The 16,056-nt window shown below is 69.5% G+C and carries 14 protein-coding genes; 5 read left to right on the forward strand and 9 right to left on the reverse strand.

Going from position 1 to position 16,056, the window contains the following annotated elements; translation table 11 throughout:
- Window positions 1-38: 38 nt before the first annotated feature.
- Together WS89_RS16845 and WS89_RS16850 are read right to left on the reverse strand one after the other, a co-directional pair.
- Complete coding sequence (locus WS89_RS16845; RefSeq protein WP_059500816.1) at window positions 39-800, reverse strand: DUF4397 domain-containing protein; 762 nt, start codon at window positions 798-800, stop codon at window positions 39-41.
- 295 nt (window positions 801-1,095) lie between these two features.
- Window positions 1,096-2,403, reverse strand: a complete 1,308-nt coding sequence (locus WS89_RS16850; RefSeq protein ID WP_059500815.1) for an MFS transporter — start codon at window positions 2,401-2,403, stop codon at window positions 1,096-1,098.
- Window positions 2,404-2,939: 536 nt separating this feature from the next.
- Here WS89_RS16850 and WS89_RS16860 point away from each other — a divergent pair.
- The gene (locus tag WS89_RS16860) at window positions 2,940-3,386 is read left to right on the forward strand and encodes a MarR family winged helix-turn-helix transcriptional regulator (protein ID WP_059792072.1); all 447 of its coding nucleotides are present in this window, start codon (window positions 2,940-2,942) and stop codon (window positions 3,384-3,386) included.
- 18 nt (window positions 3,387-3,404) lie between these two features.
- Here WS89_RS16860 and WS89_RS16865 read toward each other — a convergent pair whose 3' ends face one another.
- The 5 genes from WS89_RS16865 to WS89_RS16885 form a co-directional block, all read right to left on the reverse strand.
- Window positions 3,405-5,690 (reverse strand): xanthine dehydrogenase family protein molybdopterin-binding subunit, encoded by a 2,286-nt coding sequence (locus WS89_RS16865; RefSeq protein WP_059792074.1) that lies wholly within the window; start codon window positions 5,688-5,690, stop codon window positions 3,405-3,407.
- Between the two features lie 164 nt (window positions 5,691-5,854).
- Window positions 5,855-6,508 carry an isochorismatase family protein gene (locus WS89_RS16870; protein ID WP_059792094.1) on the reverse strand — a complete coding sequence of 218 codons (654 nt, stop codon included), beginning with the start codon at window positions 6,506-6,508 and terminating at the stop codon, window positions 5,855-5,857.
- A 19-nt stretch (window positions 6,509-6,527) separates the two neighbouring features.
- Entirely contained in the window at window positions 6,528-7,568 is a 1,041-nt protein-coding gene (locus tag WS89_RS16875; protein WP_059792076.1) for a hypothetical protein, read from the reverse strand.
- Between the two features lie 42 nt (window positions 7,569-7,610).
- Window positions 7,611-8,441, reverse strand: coding sequence for an alpha/beta fold hydrolase (locus WS89_RS16880; RefSeq protein WP_059792078.1), 831 nt, complete (start codon window positions 8,439-8,441; stop codon window positions 7,611-7,613).
- A gap of 27 nt (window positions 8,442-8,468) precedes the next feature.
- Entirely contained in the window at window positions 8,469-9,221 is a 753-nt protein-coding gene (locus tag WS89_RS16885) for a maleate cis-trans isomerase family protein (protein ID WP_059792080.1), read from the reverse strand.
- Between the two features lie 298 nt (window positions 9,222-9,519).
- Here WS89_RS16885 and WS89_RS16890 point away from each other — a divergent pair, with 298 nt between their 5' ends.
- The 4 genes from WS89_RS16890 (at window position 9,520) to WS89_RS16905 (ending at window position 14,305) form a co-directional block, all read left to right on the forward strand.
- Window positions 9,520-10,677, forward strand: a complete 1,158-nt coding sequence (locus WS89_RS16890; RefSeq protein WP_059792082.1) for an FAD-dependent monooxygenase — start codon at window positions 9,520-9,522, stop codon at window positions 10,675-10,677.
- Between the two features lie 175 nt (window positions 10,678-10,852).
- On the forward strand, window positions 10,853-11,356 hold the full coding sequence (locus tag WS89_RS16895; protein WP_059792084.1) for a (2Fe-2S)-binding protein: 504 nt from the start codon (window positions 10,853-10,855) through the stop codon (window positions 11,354-11,356).
- Window positions 11,346-13,748 (forward strand): c-type cytochrome, encoded by a 2,403-nt coding sequence (locus WS89_RS16900; RefSeq protein WP_059792086.1) that lies wholly within the window; start codon window positions 11,346-11,348, stop codon window positions 13,746-13,748. The genes WS89_RS16895 and WS89_RS16900 overlap by 11 nt, the downstream gene beginning before the upstream one ends.
- A 224-nt stretch (window positions 13,749-13,972) precedes the next feature.
- Complete coding sequence (locus tag WS89_RS16905; protein WP_059500807.1) at window positions 13,973-14,305, forward strand: hypothetical protein; 333 nt, start codon at window positions 13,973-13,975, stop codon at window positions 14,303-14,305.
- Between the two features lie 117 nt (window positions 14,306-14,422).
- Here the strand turns inward: WS89_RS16905 and mmsB are convergent, their stop codons facing one another.
- Both mmsB and WS89_RS16915 read right to left on the reverse strand, forming a co-directional pair.
- Window positions 14,423-15,313, reverse strand: coding sequence for a 3-hydroxyisobutyrate dehydrogenase (gene mmsB / locus WS89_RS16910; protein WP_059792095.1), 891 nt, complete (start codon window positions 15,311-15,313; stop codon window positions 14,423-14,425).
- Window positions 15,314-15,336: 23 nt separating this feature from the next.
- On the reverse strand, window positions 15,337-16,056 hold a 720-nt coding region (locus tag WS89_RS16915), incomplete at its 5' end, for an aldehyde dehydrogenase family protein (protein ID WP_156440562.1).

Consider the following 16,056-nt stretch of genomic DNA (forward strand, 5'->3'; position numbering starts at 1 on the left):
ATGCGTGTCGCACCGGCCGCCGCGACCGTTTTCGGCCCTTACTGCGGCCCCAGCTCCTGCGCGGACGTATCGGCGTCGTTGCCCTGCGCGACGAGTACGTGAATGTCGTTCGGCGTCACGTCGCCGACCCCGCCCGACGGAATCGTCAGGAGCAGCCAGTCGGCGTTGTTTCCGATGCTGACCGGCGCGGTCTTCAGGATCGGCGACTTGCTGCCGGCCGTCGTGACGACCACCTGGTAGGTGCCGCCGTTCAGGTAGACCGAATCCTGCGTCGTTGCCGGCACGGCATTCTGGTAGGCTGCGCCCGCCATCGTCGGGCTGACGGTCGTGATGTCGGTGCCCGGCGCCACGACGTAGACGTCCACGTTCTGCGCATTCGGCGATGCGTTGAAGCTGCGCACGCGCGCCTTGTCCGACAGCAGGCCCTTGTCGTACGGATCGTCGATGACGGAGATCAGCGACGTCGTGCTCGGCAACGCGATCGTCGTGTAGTGGTGACCGTTCGCCGCGCTGAACGATTGAGATGCAACGGTCGTGGTCGTGCCGGACACGTCGTAGCTGGCGTTCTGCGTGCCCGAATCGATGTCGTGATAGCGCGTCACGCCCTTGTATGCGACGCCAGACTGGTCGATCTTCGCATTCAGGTAGTAGTCGAGGTTCGGGCCGGCCGGCACCGCGTTGATGAAGCGCGCCTGCGGCTTCGAGATGCCGAGTACGGTCCCGGCGTCGTCGCCGCCGCCGCATGCTGCGAGCACGGAAATGACCGAGCACAGGGCCACTATCGTTCGTATTGATTTCATGTCGTCCTCTCGTTCAGGAAACCTGCATTGCGATGCGGGACCGCCGCGCAAAAAGCCGCGCGGGTCGCAGCGCCGGTTGGAAGGAAGATGGCTGTCCGCCGGAGGGCGGGCGCGGGGATGGCGCAATCGACGTGCCTGCGCGGTGCAAAAATCGGCGAACGGCGGCGGCGTGGCGGGGGGAAGCGCGCACGCACCGGCGGGACGGCGTGCGCGGGATGACGCGGGGGACGTAGGGGGCAGACCGCGCGATCGGCGCGGTTGTAAAAAGGCAGTGTTGCGCGCGCGGCGCGATGCGTCAGCGGTTCACGAGCCGGGCCGGATAGGCGAGCGCGAGTGCGCAGCCGACCAGCATGCACGCGGCGAAACCGACCAGCCCCGCGCTTTGCGAGTGGAACGTGTCGCGCAGCCAGCCGATGAAATAGGTGCTGCCGAATCCGCCGAGGTTCGCGATCGAGCATGCGAACGCGATGCCGCCGGCGGCGGCCGAGCCCTTCAGGAAAGTCGACGGCAGCGCCCACACGACCGGCATCGCGGCGGCCGCGCCGGCGTTGATCAGCGAGAACAGCAGCACCGTGCCGAGCGTGCCGTGCGACGACGAAGCCGCGATCGCCAGTGCGACGGCCGATACCATGAACGGGACGACGATATGCCAGCGGCGTTCGCGCGCGCGATCGGAGCTGGCGCCGCAGTACAGCGTGGCGAGCACGGCGGCGGCGTTCGGGATCACCATCAGCCAGCCGATGTGATACGCGTCCTTCACGCCGGTGTCGCGCAGGATCGTCGGCAGCCAGAAGCTCACCGCATACAGACCGAGCAGCACGCACAGGTCGATCAGGCCGAGCGCCCATACCTTCGGATCGGAGAAGGCCTTGCCGAGCGCGTGGCTCTTGTTGCCGGCCGGATCGGCGTCGAGATTCGCGCGCAGCACCCGCTTCTCGTCGGCGTTCAGCCATTGCGCGGATTCGATGTCGTTGGGCAACCAGCGCAGTACCGCGAAGCCGAGCAGCACCGACGGCAGCGCTTCGAGCAGGAACAGCCACTGCCAGCCGCCGAGCCCGTGCACGCCGTCGAACGCACGCATGATCCAGCCGGAGATCGGGCTGCCGATCATGCTCGACAGCGGCAAGCCGACCATGAACAGCGCGACGATCCGTGCACGACGCGCATCGGGATACCACTGCGTCAGGTACAGCAGCACGCCCGGCAGGAAACCGGCTTCGGCGGCGCCGAGCAGGAAGCGCACGACGTAGAACTGCATCGGCGTGTGCACGAACATCGTCGCGCCGGACAGCAGGCCCCACGTGATCATGATCCGCGCGATCCACAGCTTCGCGCCGACGCGTTGCAGCACCAGATTGCTTGGGACTTCGAACAGGATGTAGCCGGCGAAGAACAGGCCGGCACCGAGGCCGTATACGGTGTCGCTGAACTTCAGTGCATCGAGCATCTGGAGCTTTGCGAGCCCGATGTTGATGCGGTCGAGATAGGCCGCGAAGTAACACAGGCAGAAGAGGGTGATGAGGCGCAGCGTGACCTTGCGATAGAGAGGGCCGTGCAGCGCGTCGTCGGCGGAAACGGCGGCGCTCGGGTGTGCGGTAGACATGGGACTGCCCCTGTTCGAATGTGACGGATGAATGGGTGGCTCGATCGACGCGAGCGGACGTTCCGCTGCGCACTGGAGTCTGTATATCACGTCAAATACATAGCGTACACACTAGAAAATACCGAATCGCACAGGCATGAATCCGGCCATCGGAATGTCAGCGTCAGACCGGGAAAATCCGTGTTTTAAAAGGGGTTATGGACGATATGAAGCGTGCGCTGAAAACGCTGCGGCACGCGCGCCGGCATGCACGAAATTCGTGCGTATGCACTCAAAATTGAAGTGTGTGCACGAAAGCCGGCAGCAGTGCGCGCAGGGTTCTGCGGCAGCCGCCGCGACGGTGCGCGGCCGGCCCGGCGCGCCGATGCGACGAGCGGGCGACCGCTGCGCTCGGGCGACCGTCACGCGCAATCTGCATGCGATGCCACGAATCGCGATGCACCGCAATGACGCGATCGTTCTGCCGGCGGCCGCACCGATTTGAGGGTGTACACTGCTTGTCTTTCATTTGCATGCGGGCGCGGGCCCGCACTCTCATGGCGTCTTCCAAGGATTCGTACGATTTTCACGATCAGGTCGGGCATCTGCTGCGCCGCGCGTATCAGCGGCACGTTTCGATTTTCCAGGAAGCGATCCCCGATTCGGATCTCACGGCCGCGCAGTTCGTGACGCTGTGCGCGGTCAAGGAACGGCAGGCGTGCTCGCTGAACGACATCGTCAAGGCGACCGCGATCGATCAGGCGACGATTCGCGGCGTCGTCGAGCGCCTGAAGACACGCGCGCTGGTCGAGGTGTTGCCCGACCCGAACGACGGTCGCAAGCTGATCGTGCGCACGACCGCGGCCGGCCTCGCGCTGATCGATCGCACGGTGCCGTTCGCGCGGCAGGTGACGGAGCGCACGTATGGCGCGCTCAATCCCGGCGAACGGGTCGCGCTGCAGTTCCTGCTGCGCAAGATGATGGAAGAAGACGGCGACGCGTGACGCGCGGCGCAGGCTGCCCTACGTCGCGCCCGCCGTGGCCGATGCGCGGGCCGCGTCGGCGTTCATCAGCCGGCCGGCCTCGCGCAGCGCGGCGCGCACCGTTTCGGGCGTGAACGGCGGCGCGTAGAAGCGTACGCCGGTGGCATCGAACAGCGCGTTCGCGACCGCGGCCGGGCCCGGCACCGATGCCGATTCGCCGGCACCGAGCGGCGGTTCGCCTTGCCTCGGCATCAGCACGACATCGACGTCCGGCACTTCCGAGAACGTCAGGATCGGGTAGCTCGCCCATTCGCGCGACGCGACCTTGCCGTCGGCGAACCGCACGCGCTCCTTCAGCGTGCGGCTCAATACCTGGATCACGTTGCCGTGGATCTGGTGGCGCACGCCGTCCGGGTTGATCATCGTGCCCGTGTCCTGACCGACCGTCACTCGTTCGATACGGATCTCGCCCGACACGCGATCGACGCTCAGGTCGACGACCCAGGCCGACCACGCCGCGCCGAAGCCGGGGAAGCGGCTGTGCACGTAGCGCGCATACGCGATCCCGCGGCCGCGCACGAGCCGCGATTCGTCGCGTTCGGTCGGCGCGCGCGGCGCGCGCGTGGTCCATCCCGCGCGATCGGCCACCGCCCGCAGCAGATCGGTCGCGCGCGCGTCCTGCAGATGGCGCAGCCGGAACGCGAGCGGATCGACGCCGGTCAGCGCCGCGCATTCGTCGACGAATGCATCGTGCGCGAACGAGTTCGGCAATGCCGACACGCCGCGCAGCCACGCTGCGCGCACGAGCGGCGCGAGATCCTCGCAGACGAAGCGGCGATGCGGGCTCGCATACGGCGACACCGCCGTGCGGTCGCCCATCTCGAACACGCGCGGCTCGGGCGCGGTCGCGCCGGTCAGCAGCGCCGCGAGCAGCGGCGCGTCGTTCGACGGGTAGCGCGTCGTGAAGTCGTAGCCGAGCAGGCGGCCGTCGCGCGTGACGGTGCCCGTCACCTGCATCGACTGGCCCGCGCCTTTCGGTTCCCACAGATGTTCGTCCGCGCGCGACAACTGCACGCGCACCGGGCGGCCGATCGCGCGCGACAGCAGCAGCGCGTCGCCGCACACGTCGTCCGCGCCGTTGCGGCCATAGCAGCCGGCCGCTTCCATCCGGACCACGTCGACATCGGCTTCGTCGCGCGCGACGAGCGTCGCGAGGTCGTAGCGCAGCGACACGGGGTTCTGCGTGCCGGACCACACGGTGATTCGCCCGTCGCCCGGTGCGCGGTAGTCGGCGAGCGCGCACGACGGGCCGATCGAGCCGTGCATCTGGAACGGCCACGCGTAGGTGCGCGACAGCGTGAGCGTGTCCGGTTCCGTTCGCGCGGCGTCGACGTCGCCTTCGTCGAGCAGCACGCGGCGTCCGGCCGGGGCGGCGGCGATCGCGGCGGCCGGCTCGTCGAGCGGCGGCAGCGCGGGAAGCGGCCGCCACGTCACGCGCAACTGGCGCGCGGCGCGGATCGCCTGCTCCTCGCGCTCGGCCACCACGCCGACGAAATCGCCGATCGCGACGACGGCCACGAGCCCCGGCACATCGGCCACCGACGCGCGATCGACGTCCATGAGCGACGTGCCGACGAACGGACCGCTGTCGTGGCCCGCGTACGGCGGCCGCACGACGCGGCCGTGCAGCATGCCCGGCACGCGCATGTCGTGTACGAACGTGAGCTGGCCGGTCGCTTTCGCGGGCAGGTCGACGCGCGGCGACGAGCGGCCGACGATCCGGTATCGAGCCGGGTCCTTCGTGCGGGTGTTCGGGTCGAGCGTCAGCGCGATCCGCTGCCCGGCGACGAGCGCGGCGAACGTCATCGCCTGCCCATCGGCTGAAATCGTTCCATCGTCGATGTCCAGCCGTGCCGCGTCGACACCGAAGCGCTCGGCCGCGAGCGCCAGCAGCGCGTGACGAGCCTGCGCGGCCGCGCAGCGCAGCGGCGTCGCGGAAATCTGGATCGTCGCGCTCGCGATGGTCGGGCCCTGGTTCGGTGTCGCGGCCGTGTCGCCGAGCACCATCGTCACACGCGCGACCGGCACGTCGAGCTCCTCGGCGACGATCTGCGCGAGCGACGTGCGGATGCCGGTGCCGAGATCGACGTGCCCGTTGAACGCCAGGATGCGGCCGTCGTCGAGAATCGCGACGAAGATTTCGGGCAGCGCCGGCACGTAGGACGACGGGCTGCCCGGCTGACCGGGCGCCGGCTTCACGGGCGGCGCGGGCGGCCGGATCACGGTCAGGCAGCCGGTGCGCGCGAGCAGTTCGGAGCGGTTCACGGGGGAGAGGTCCTGTCGAGGGGCGGCGCGGCCGGCGGGCGATGGGGGCGCGAAGCATTCGGGCGGCGGCGCGCGTCGAGTCAATCTAGGTCGCCAAAAGCGCAGCGTCAATCGCGGCGGCACACGATGCACTTGCACGCGTGCCGCCCGCGATCCGTCGCGACTCAGCGCGCGCGGGCCTGGACGGCGTCGATCGCCGCGATCGCATCGTCGAGCGGCATCACGGCCGCATATTTCTGCTGCATGTCGAACAGGTTCGCGTCGTGCGGCGCGATCGCGCGATCGCCGACGCAATCGGCGAGCACGAGCGGGCGGAACCCGTGCGACATCGCATCGACGACGCTCGCGCGCACGCAGCCGCTCGTCACGGCCCCTGCGACGAGCAGCGTCTGCACCGCGCGCTGCGCGAGCCACGGCGCGAGCTGCGTGCCGAAGAACGCGGACGGCACGGTCTTGCGCACGACGAGTTCGCCTGGCGCGGGCGTGAGTTCGGGCACGATCGCGCTGTTCGGGTGATGCTCGGTCAGCGTCGCCATGCCGGGCACTTTCAGTGAGAACACGTTGTCGTCGCTGCCGTCGTCCGCGTAGACGATGCGGCTGTGCGCGACCGGCCAGCCGCGTTCGCGCGCCAGCGCGAGCGCACGCGTCGTGCGCGCGATCGCCGGCGCGATGTTGCCGCCGCCGAACGTCGCGGGATCGGCGAAGCCGACCACGAAGTCGACGATCAGCAGGCCGAGGTTGCCGTGCGGCGGCAGCGGCGTGCCGAAGCCCTGCTGGCGATACACGTTCGCTTCGGCGTGACGGGAAAGATCGTTCATGGTGTCGAGCACTCGTCGGTCAGGCGGGTTGATCGGTCACGCGGCCGTCGCGCACGACGGTCTCGCCGTCGAGTTCGACCGTGCAGCGGCGCAGCGGGATGTCGATATGGCAGGTGGTCGTGCGGTTGCCGCCGCCTTCGTTGTTCGGGCCGAGCGAGAAAAGGAAGTTGCCCTCGAACGCGCGCGCATCCATCCCGATCGTCGCCTCGCGGTCGTACAGCCCGAGCGTCGACCAGCGTGCGCGCGGCTGCAGCCCCCAGCCGATATGCGAGATCGCATAGCCTTCGGGGTCGGCGAACGTTTCCATGTAGTCGCGCAGCAGATCGGCGTCGACGCCGCCTTCGATGCGCGTCGCGTAGCCGCCTTCGACGGTCAGCGCGATCGGCTCGCGCACGTAGTGCTTCTGCGGCAGCAGGATGTCGCCGCGATCGATCACGATCGTGCCGCGTGCGGTGCGATCGTTCGGGTAAGTCAGCGCGAAGCCGCTCGGCCAGTGGTCCCAGCGGCCCGGTGCGTCGACGAAGCCGTACTCGGCGGTCGGCGGAAACTCGCCGAGCGGGCATACGAGCGCGGTGCCGGCCGCCGAGCTCACGCGCATCTCGCGCGCGGCCGCGATCTTCTTCGATGCGGCGAGCACGCGCGTGCGGTCGGCCAGGGTCGGCACCATCCGCACGAGCACTTCGGGCGGCTCGACCGCGAGCAGGATCTTCGTGCCCGATTTCAGGATGTCGTGTTGCTCCGGCGAGAACAGCAGCGTCATCAGGTCGAGCACGAGATCGCTCTCGCGCAGCGCGGCGATCGCGGCCTTGTTGCCGGTCAGCGGCGTCGTGCCGAGGTAGGCGAGCGGATCGCGGCTGAACGCCTTGTCGCCGTTGACGGGCGGCAGGTCGAGCCGGTTGACGATCGCGCCCAGCGATTGCGTCGCGATCAGCGCGCACGACAGCGTCTGCGGATGGGTGGCCGCGCTCGTCAGGATCGTGACGGTCTGGCCCGGTTCGAGGCGCGACAGCGTGAGGACCTGCTTCCACGCGTCGATCAATTGGGTGTCGCTGACTGGCATCGTCGGCTCCGTTAAAGAAGGAAAGAGGCGGGCGCCGCGCGCTCAGGCCGCGAGCGGCGCGCCGAGGAAATCGCCGAACGCCGCGTAGAAGCCCGCCGCGTTGTCCCACGGGATCATGTGGCCGGCATCGGGCACGCGCACGTGCCGCATCGACGGCGTCGCGCGCTGCAGTTCGGCGACATCGTCGTCGCGCACCACGTCGCCGCGCTCGGCCGTGATCAGCAGCGACGGCACGGCCAGTTGCGCGGCATCCGCGTGGAAATCGTCGGTGTGGAAGCCTTCGTACGACGTGCGCACCGCGCGCTCGTCGCAGGTATGCAGCCATTCGGCGCGCAACCGCAGTTCGGCATCGGTCCAGGTCGGGCAGAACGCGCGCATGCCTTCAGCGTCGGTGCCGGCGCGCGCAAGCGCCATCGAGTCGATGTACCACGGCAGTTTGCCCGGATAATCGCGGCGGTTCGGGCCCGACACGGGTGGGTCGACGAGCACGACCGACGCGAGCCCGCGGGTGCCGCGCCGGGCTGCGCGCGCGGCGATCCGCGCGCCCATCGAATGGCCGACGAGGCTCGTGCGCGGCAAGTCGAGCGCGGCGACGAACGTCGCGACGTCGTCCGCCTGCGCATCGAGGCTGTAGTCGAGCGCCGGCGATGCTTCGGACAGCCCGCGGCCGCGCACGTCGAGCACGTAGGTGTCGAACGCCGCGCCGAAGGTTTCGCCGACGAAGCCCCAGGTGATCGCGGGGCTCGTGATGCCTGGAATCAGCACGATTGCCGGGCGCGATGCGCGTGCGCCGGTCGCGCCGCCGTAGCGCAGGTAGTGCTGGCGGATGCCGTTGGCGCGGACGTTCGCGCCGTACAGGAAAGTCGAGGGCATGGGGAGTCTCCGAAGTGGTGGCGGCACTCAGTACGCGCCCGACAGCAGCGCGCCGGCGCCGGGCACGACCGGCTCGAGATCGAGTTCGCGCAGCATCGCGTAGGTGGTCGCGATCGCGGCGGTGATCACCGGCTTGCCCGTCATCGCCTCGACCTTCGCGACGGCCGGCAGTGACGGCATCTGCACGCACGCGGACAGCACGATTGCATCGGCATCCCGGTACGGCAGCGTCTTCACGATGTCGGGCAGGCGCGCCGGATCGTGGCGGCCGACGTCGAGGTTGTCGGGGATTTCCAGCGCGCGGTAGGCGAGCACGTCGAAGCCTTCGTTGCGGATGTAGTCGACCACCAGCTCGGTGAGCGGCAGCATGTACGGCGCGACGACGACGATCCGCTTCGCGCCGATCACCTTCAGCGCATCGACGAGCGCACCCGCACTCGTCAGCACCGGCGCCTGCGCGCCGTTGTCGGCCGTGTGCTTCGTGAGGCGCGCCTGCGATACGCGGTGGTAGCCGTGCCCCATCGCCATGATCGCGACGAGGCACGCGTAGCCGAGCACGTCGACGCGCGCATCGCTCAGTTCCACCGCGCAGCGGTCGGATTCGGCATCCATTGCCGCGAGCTCTTCCTTGACGACCTTCTTCATCCGCATCCGGCTCGAGTGATACGTGAACCGCTCGGGACGGATTGCTTCGCGCAGCCGCAGCATCGCGGGGATCTCGGTTTCCATCGTCGTGTTGGAACTCGGCACGATCTGGCCGATGCGGTAGGTCTTGCTCATGACGGGAGGCTCCGTGTCGGTAAGGGTGGGGCGGCACGCTGGCGCGGGATCGCCGGATGTTGGGCAAAGTCTAGTGTGTACATTTGAAAATGGCAATGGATCAAAATGACGTCCGGCATGGATGGATTGTTTGTGTGCGCGGATTTTCGACGATTTATTGGTGTTTTCCCGAATGCCGAGGCGTCGATCGACAATCCTCTTGTCCTGAATAAATTGAGTGTGTACGCTACATGAACGCCATTCAATCCGCCCGTCTTCGCGCCGCGTTCGGCAACGGGCCCACGATCAGGAGATCTGCATGAGCAAACCCCGTATCGCAATCATCGGCGCCGGCCTCGGCGGCACGGCCGCTGCGGCGCTGCTGCAGCGCGGCGGTTACGACGTCGCGCTGTACGAGCAGGCGCCCGCGTTCTCGCGTCTCGGCGCGGGCATCCATCTCGGTCCGAACGTGATGAAGATCATGCGGCGCATCGGCTGCGAGGACGCGCTGGAAACGATGGGTTCGCATCCGGATTGCTGGTACAGCCGCGACTGGCAGACGGCCGACGTGCTGTCGCGGATTCCGCTCGGCGACTACGCGCGCAAGACCTACGGCGCGAGCTACCTGACCGTGCATCGCGGCGATTTCCATGCGCTGATGACGCAGGCGGTGACGCCCGGCACGATTCGCTTCGGCAAGCGGCTCGCGGCGGTGGAGGACACCGGCAGCGAGGTGCGCCTCACGTTTGCCGACGGCAGCGTCGAGACGGCTGACATCGCGATCGGCGCGGACGGCGTGAATTCGCGGCTCCGCGAGCATCTGCTCGGTGCGGAACCGCCGCGCTACACCGGTTACGTCGCACACCGCGCGGTGTTCCCCGCCTCGCTGCTCGGCAACAAGCCGTACGACATGTGCGTGAAGTGGTGGTCGGAGGATCGTCACATGATGGTCTATTACGTGACCGAGAAGCGCGACGAGTACTACTACGTGACGGGGGTGCCGCAGGCCGAGTGGCCGGAAGGCGTGTCGATGGTCGACAGCAGCCGCGACGAGATGCGCGAGGCGTTCGCCGGTTTCCATGCCGACATCCGGCACCTGATCGACGTATCGCCGTCGATCACCAAATGGCCGCTGCTCGAACGCGATCCGCTGCCGCTGTGGAGCCGCGGCCGTCTCGTGCTGCTCGGCGACGCGTGCCATCCGATGAAGCCGCACATGGCGCAGGGCGCGGCGATGGCGATCGAGGACGCCGCGATGCTCGCGCGCTGTCTCGACGAAGTCGGCATCGGCGACCATGCGGGCGCGTTCGCGCTGTACGAGGCGAACCGTGCGGCGCGCGCGTCGAAGGTGCAACTCGTGTCGCACAACAACACGTGGCTGCGCACCAACGAGGATCCGTCGTGGGTGTTCGGTTACGACGTGTTCGACGTGCCGCTCGAAGCGCCGTCGCGCGGCAACGTGGCGGCCGCGGCCTGACGCGCGGGCGCCGGCGCCCGCGGCGCGTTGCTGCCGCTTCGCCGGCGCGGGAATCGATGCGTCGCAACGCGCGCATTTCGGCGTGTTATATGTCAGGCGCGCCGGCAGGCGCCAGCCGGCGGCCGTGTCCGCCGCCGGCCGACTCCGGCCCGCACGCCGTATTCCGGATCCATTCATGTCCCATCCCGCTTCTCCGTCGCGGCCGCTGGCGTTTCGCGTGAACGGCACGCCGCATACCTTCGCCGATGCCGCGCCCGACGCGCCGCTGCTGCTGGTCCTGCGCAACGATTGCGCGCTCAACGGCCCGAAATACGGTTGCGGGCTCGGGCAGTGCGGTGCGTGCACGGTGCTCGTCGACGGGCAGGCCACGCGTTCGTGCGTCGTGCCGGCCGCAGCCGCGCACGGGCGCGACGTCACGACGCTGGAAGGGCTCGGGTCGTGCGACGCGCCGCATCCGATCCAGCGCGCGTTCATCGACGAGCAGGCCGCGCAATGCGGTTACTGCCTGAACGGAATGATCATGAGCACGAAGGCGCTGCTCGACCGCAACCCGGCGCCCGACGATGCAGCGATTCGGGATGCGTTGCGCTTCAACCTGTGCCGCTGCGGCACGCATCTGGAGATCATCCGCGCGGTGCGTCGCGCCGCACGCTATCTGCGAGGCGGCGATGAAGCATGATGCGGATCTGCCCGCGGCGCCGGCGCGCGTGACGGAACCGGCGCCGCACGATGAAGCGGCCGCCGACGCATCGCGTCCGCACCACGCGCGCTACGCGTGGCCGCTCGGCGATGCGCGCACGCATGCATCGTTCGATATCGAAACGCGGACCGCGCCCGACGGCCGGATGACGGCCTGGCGCTATCGCGCGCGGGCGGCCGGCGCAGGCGATGCTCGGGCAGTGGAGGAGCGCGCCGATCCCGGCTCCGCATCGCCATTCGTGTACCGGCACGCGCAGACGTCGATCGAGCTGGCCGATGCCGACGGCGCGATTCCCGGTCACGCCCACGCCTTTGCCCGCGAATCCTTCGTCGACGAACTGGCGGGCGCATTGCGGCGCGATCCGGTCGCGTTGCGGTTGCAGCATCTCGACGCCGCGCGGGATGCGGGCCCGCGCGAAACGATCCGGATGGTCAGCGAACGCGCTGCGTGGGGCGTGCCGGCTGCGGCCCGGGCGAACGCGGCGTCGCGTGTCAGCGGTCGCGGTTTCGCTTTCGACGGCGAGCGTGTCGATGCGCGCGCAGTCGCGCCCGGCGACGATGCCGGCCACGATTCGCACTGGTCCGCGTGGGTCGTCGATCTCGAAGTCGATTGCGCGACGGGCGATGTTTCGGTGCGGCGCGTCGTGGCCGGGCAGGGCGCGGGCGAGCCGGGCGACACGTCGACGGCGGGCCTGCCGGCGTGGCAGATCGAGGCCGCGATATCGCGCGTGATGGGGGCACGGTTGTCCGCGCGGCCCGCGTACGACGAGACCGATGCCGGCGCGCGGCCCGATGCGTTCGCGCACGAGCTGGTTGCAGTCGATGCAGCCGCGCATCGCGCACACGGCGACCTGTCCGCATACGACGCGCGGCGAATCGAGCAGGCAGTTGCGCCGGCCGCGGCCGCGATCGCCAACGCACTGTACGACGCGACGGGCGTGCGTTTTCGTGCGCCGCCGTTCGACGCCGCGCACATTCGCGCCGCGCTCGCGCAACCGGCGCCGGCGGATGTCGGCGACCGGCCGCGGGCGGCCGCGCGCCGCGCATCGCGTTGGCGCCGCTGGCTGGCCGGCGGCGGCGCGGGCGGCGTGGTCGGCGTGGTCGGCGGGCTGATCGGGCTGGCGTGCGCGATCCTGCCGGGCCCCGCGCCGATCGCGCCTGTTGCGCCGGGCGGCGCGGACGGCGCGATGTGGAGCGCGGCGACGCTCGAACGTGGCCGCCAGGTCGCGCTCGCCGGCGATTGCGCGGTGTGCCACACGGCGCCCGGCGGCGCGGCCAACGCGGGCGGCCTCGCGCTCGATACGCCGTTCGGCACGATCTACACGACGAATCTCACGCCCGATCCGGAAACCGGCATCGGCACGTGGTCGTATCCGGCGTTCGCCCGTGCGATGCGCGAAGGCATCTCGCGCGACGGCTCGCACCTGTATCCGGCGTTCCCGTACACCGCGTTCGCGAAGCTGAGCGAGCCCGATCTGCTCGCGCTCTATGCGTACCTGATGTCGCAGCCGCCGGTGAGGCACGAGCCGCCGAAAACGAAGCTGCCGTTCCCGCTCGACCGGCGGCGTCTCGTGGCCGGCTGGAACTGGCTGTTTCACGATGCGCGGCCATTTGCGCCGGACCCGGCGCGCTCGGCGACGTGGAATCGCGGCAAGTATCTGGTCGACGGCGCGGGGCACTGCGGCGCCTGCCACACGCCGCGCAACGCGCTCGGTGCGGAGAAGGGCGGGCTTGCCTACCTGGCGGGCGGCGAGGCGGAAGGATGGGTCGCGCCGCCGCTCGTCGCGTCGCCGGCTTCGCCCGTACCGTGGACCGAAGGCGCGCTGTTCGACTATCTGCGCACGGGCTTCTCGGCGCAGCACGGCGTCGCGGCCGGGCCGATGGCGCCCGTCGTCGCGGGGCTCGCGGCGCTGCCCGAGTCCGACGTGCGGGCGATCGCGCATTATCTGGCGTCGCTGTCGCCGCCCGTCGACGCGGCAGTCGCCGCGGACGCAGCCAGCCGCCACGCGCGCGGCGCGGAAACGATCGCGACGCTCGGCCTCGAGAACGGCCGTCGCGCGTTCGACGCGGCGTGCGCGGTCTGTCACGCGGAATCGGGTGGCGTCGGGCATTTCGGCGTGCGTCCGCTGATGGGGCTCAACACGAGCGTCAGCCAGGCGACGCCGGACAACCTGCTGCGCGTGCTGCACCACGGGATCGACCAGCCGGCCACCGACGGGCTCGGCTACATGCCGGGCTTCGGCGATGCGTTCGACGACCGCCAGATGGCCGAGCTTGCCGCCTACATTCGCGCCCGCTATGCGCCGGGGCAGCCGGCGTGGCGAAACCTCGCGGAAGCGTCCGCGAGAATCCGGCAGGCGGGGGCGCATTGACCGTCGCGCCGGCGTGAGCGCCCCGGCCGGCGGGCGCACCGGGCGAAATGACCTGCCGGACGAAAACGATGGCCGGCGACGGGCGTAAATCTTGCCTGATTCGGCCATCGTTTAACCATTCGAAACAATGTGTTCACCGAAAGGGGCATGATCTCCGGCGATCGAGCAGGCATACTGTCGCCTATGTTGCTCAATGCACGTCGCCCGGCGTGCGCTTGCCCTCCATGTCCATTCCAGTCTCTTTTCGAACCTTGCGATGGTTGACCATTGCGGCGGCTGCATGCTTGCTCGCCGCGTGTTCGACTGCTTCCGACGTGACCGCGACGTCGAACCCGAACGTGTTCACCGTGACGACGCACACGGTCGGCGTGTCGACGACATGGGCCGACGCCCACGCGAAGGCCGTCAGCGAAGCCACCAACTACTGCACGCAGCGCGGGATGCGCGCGAGCATGAAGCAGGAATCGCTGACCGGCGGCCGCCGCATCGACGCACGTTCCGAACTCGCGTTCGAGTGCCATCCGACCTTCGAAACGGCGTCGAACCCGCGCGGTTGACCGAGCGGCGGCATGATTACGCCGCCCCGTTTTCCTTCTCCCCCCGCATGCAAACCGACCCGCGACGCCATTCGGGCACATCGCGGGTCGGCGCACGTCCGGTGACGGTCGGGCGGGTCAGGCCGGCTGCGCCTCGTACAGCTTCACGCACGCGGAGAAGTCGAGCGTGCCGAGCCCCTGCTGACTCATCGACTGATACAGCTGCTGTGCGAGCGCGCCCATCCAGACCGGCTGATGCGCGCTGCGCGCGGCTTCGGTCGCGAGCCCGAGATCCTTCAGCATCAGGTTCGCCGCGAAGCCGCCCGCATAGCCGCGCGCGGCCGGCGCCGTGTCGCTCACGCCCGGATACGGGTTGTACGCGTCCGAACTCCAGCAGCGGCCGGTCGACGTGTTGATGATGCCGGCCAGCACGGCCGGCTCGATGCCGAGCGCGGCGCCCAGCGCCATCGCTTCCGCCACGCCCATCATCGAGATCCCGAGCAGCAGGTTGTTGCAGATCTTCGCGATCTGCCCGGTGCCGGTGCCGCCGCAGTGCACGACGTTCTTGCCCATGTCGAGCAGTACCGGGCGGATGCGCTCGAACAGCGCGCCGTTCGCGCCGACCATGAAGGTCAGCGTGCCGGCCTGCGCGCCGCCGGTGCCGCCCGACACGGGTGCGTCGGCGAGTGGGAAGTCGCGCTGCGCGGCGGCTTCGGCCACCGCGCGCACGGTGCCGGGATCGATCGTGCTGCAGTCGATCAGCGTCGCGCCGGCGCGCGCACCGGCCAGCACGCCGTCGCCGCCGAGGTAGACGGCGCGCACGTGCTGCGCGGCCGGCAGCATCGTGATCACGACGGCGCCGCGCGCGGCCGCGTCGCGCGGCGAGCCGGCCGCCGTCGCGCCGGCGCGCACCGCGGCGTCGACCGCGTGCGCGTCGAGGTCGAACACCGTCAGCGTGTGGCCGGCCTTGAGCAGGTTGGCGGCCATGGGGCCGCCCATGTTGCCGAGTCCGATGAATGCAATGTCCATGTCGAGGTTCCCCGTGCGCTGCATCAGCGCAGCGCGATCGTCGTGTTCACGCCGCCTGCCGTCGCGTCGTCGTCGAACCAGCGCGCGGTGACCGTCTTGGTCTGCGTGTAGAACTGCACGACCTGCTTGCCGTACGGGCCGAGATCGCCCAGCTTCGAGCCGCGCGAGCCGGTGAAGCTGAAATAGGGCACCGGCACCGGAATCGGGATGTTGATGCCGACCTGGCCGACGTCGATCTCGCTCTGGAATTTGCGCGCCGCCGCGCCGCTCTGCGTGAACAGGCCCACGCCGTTGCCCATCGGATTCGCGTTGACGAGCGCGATCGCGTCGTCGAGCGTGTCGACCTCGAGCACCACCACCACCGGGCCGAAGATTTCTTCGGTGTAGATCGACATGTCGGTCGTCACGCCCGAGAAGATCGTCGGGCCGACGAAGTTGCCCTGCTCGTAGCCGGGCACCTTCACGTCGCGGCCGTCGAGCAGCAGCGTCGCGCCGGCCTTCACGCCGGCGTCGATCAGCGACAGGATGCGTTCTTTCGCCGCCTTCGACACGACCGGGCCGACGTCGGTGCCGGCTTCGGCGCCCGCGTTGACCTTCAGCGCCTTCGCCTTGTCGACGAGATCGGGCAGCCAGTCGCGGGCCTTGCCGACCAGCACGACGACCGACGTCGCCATGCAGCGCTGGCCGGCCGCGCCGAAGCCCGCGCCGACGAGCGCGTTGATCGCCTGCTCGCGGTTCGCGTC

The sequence above is a fragment of the Burkholderia sp. MSMB1072 genome, assembly GCF_001524725.1.
Taxonomy (GTDB): Bacteria; Pseudomonadota; Gammaproteobacteria; order Burkholderiales; family Burkholderiaceae; genus Burkholderia.

Bases quoted from the DNA above. Each gene is read 5' to 3' on its own strand.
- WS89_RS16880 (WP_059792078.1), bottom strand. From the start codon at position 8,441: ATGCCCTCGACTTTCCTGTACGGCGCGAACGTCCGCGCCAACGGCATC.
- WS89_RS16905 (WP_059500807.1), top strand. From the start codon at position 13,973: ATGTCCATTCCAGTCTCTTTTCGAACCTTGCGATGGTTGACCATTGCG.
- WS89_RS16895 (WP_059792084.1), top strand. From the start codon at position 10,853: ATGTCCCATCCCGCTTCTCCGTCGCGGCCGCTGGCGTTTCGCGTGAAC.
- WS89_RS16845 (WP_059500816.1), bottom strand. From the start codon at position 800: ATGAAATCAATACGAACGATAGTGGCCCTGTGCTCGGTCATTTCCGTG.
- WS89_RS16860 (WP_059792072.1), top strand. From the start codon at position 2,940: ATGGCGTCTTCCAAGGATTCGTACGATTTTCACGATCAGGTCGGGCAT.
- WS89_RS16870 (WP_059792094.1), bottom strand. From the start codon at position 6,508: ATGAACGATCTTTCCCGTCACGCCGAAGCGAACGTGTATCGCCAGCAG.
- WS89_RS16885 (WP_059792080.1), bottom strand. From the start codon at position 9,221: ATGAGCAAGACCTACCGCATCGGCCAGATCGTGCCGAGTTCCAACACG.
- WS89_RS16875 (WP_059792076.1), bottom strand. From the start codon at position 7,568: ATGCCAGTCAGCGACACCCAATTGATCGACGCGTGGAAGCAGGTCCTC.
- mmsB (WP_059792095.1), bottom strand. From the start codon at position 15,313: ATGGACATTGCATTCATCGGACTCGGCAACATGGGCGGCCCCATGGCC.
- WS89_RS16900 (WP_059792086.1), top strand. From the start codon at position 11,346: ATGAAGCATGATGCGGATCTGCCCGCGGCGCCGGCGCGCGTGACGGAA.
- WS89_RS16890 (WP_059792082.1), top strand. From the start codon at position 9,520: ATGAGCAAACCCCGTATCGCAATCATCGGCGCCGGCCTCGGCGGCACG.
- WS89_RS16850 (WP_059500815.1), bottom strand. From the start codon at position 2,403: ATGTCTACCGCACACCCGAGCGCCGCCGTTTCCGCCGACGACGCGCTG.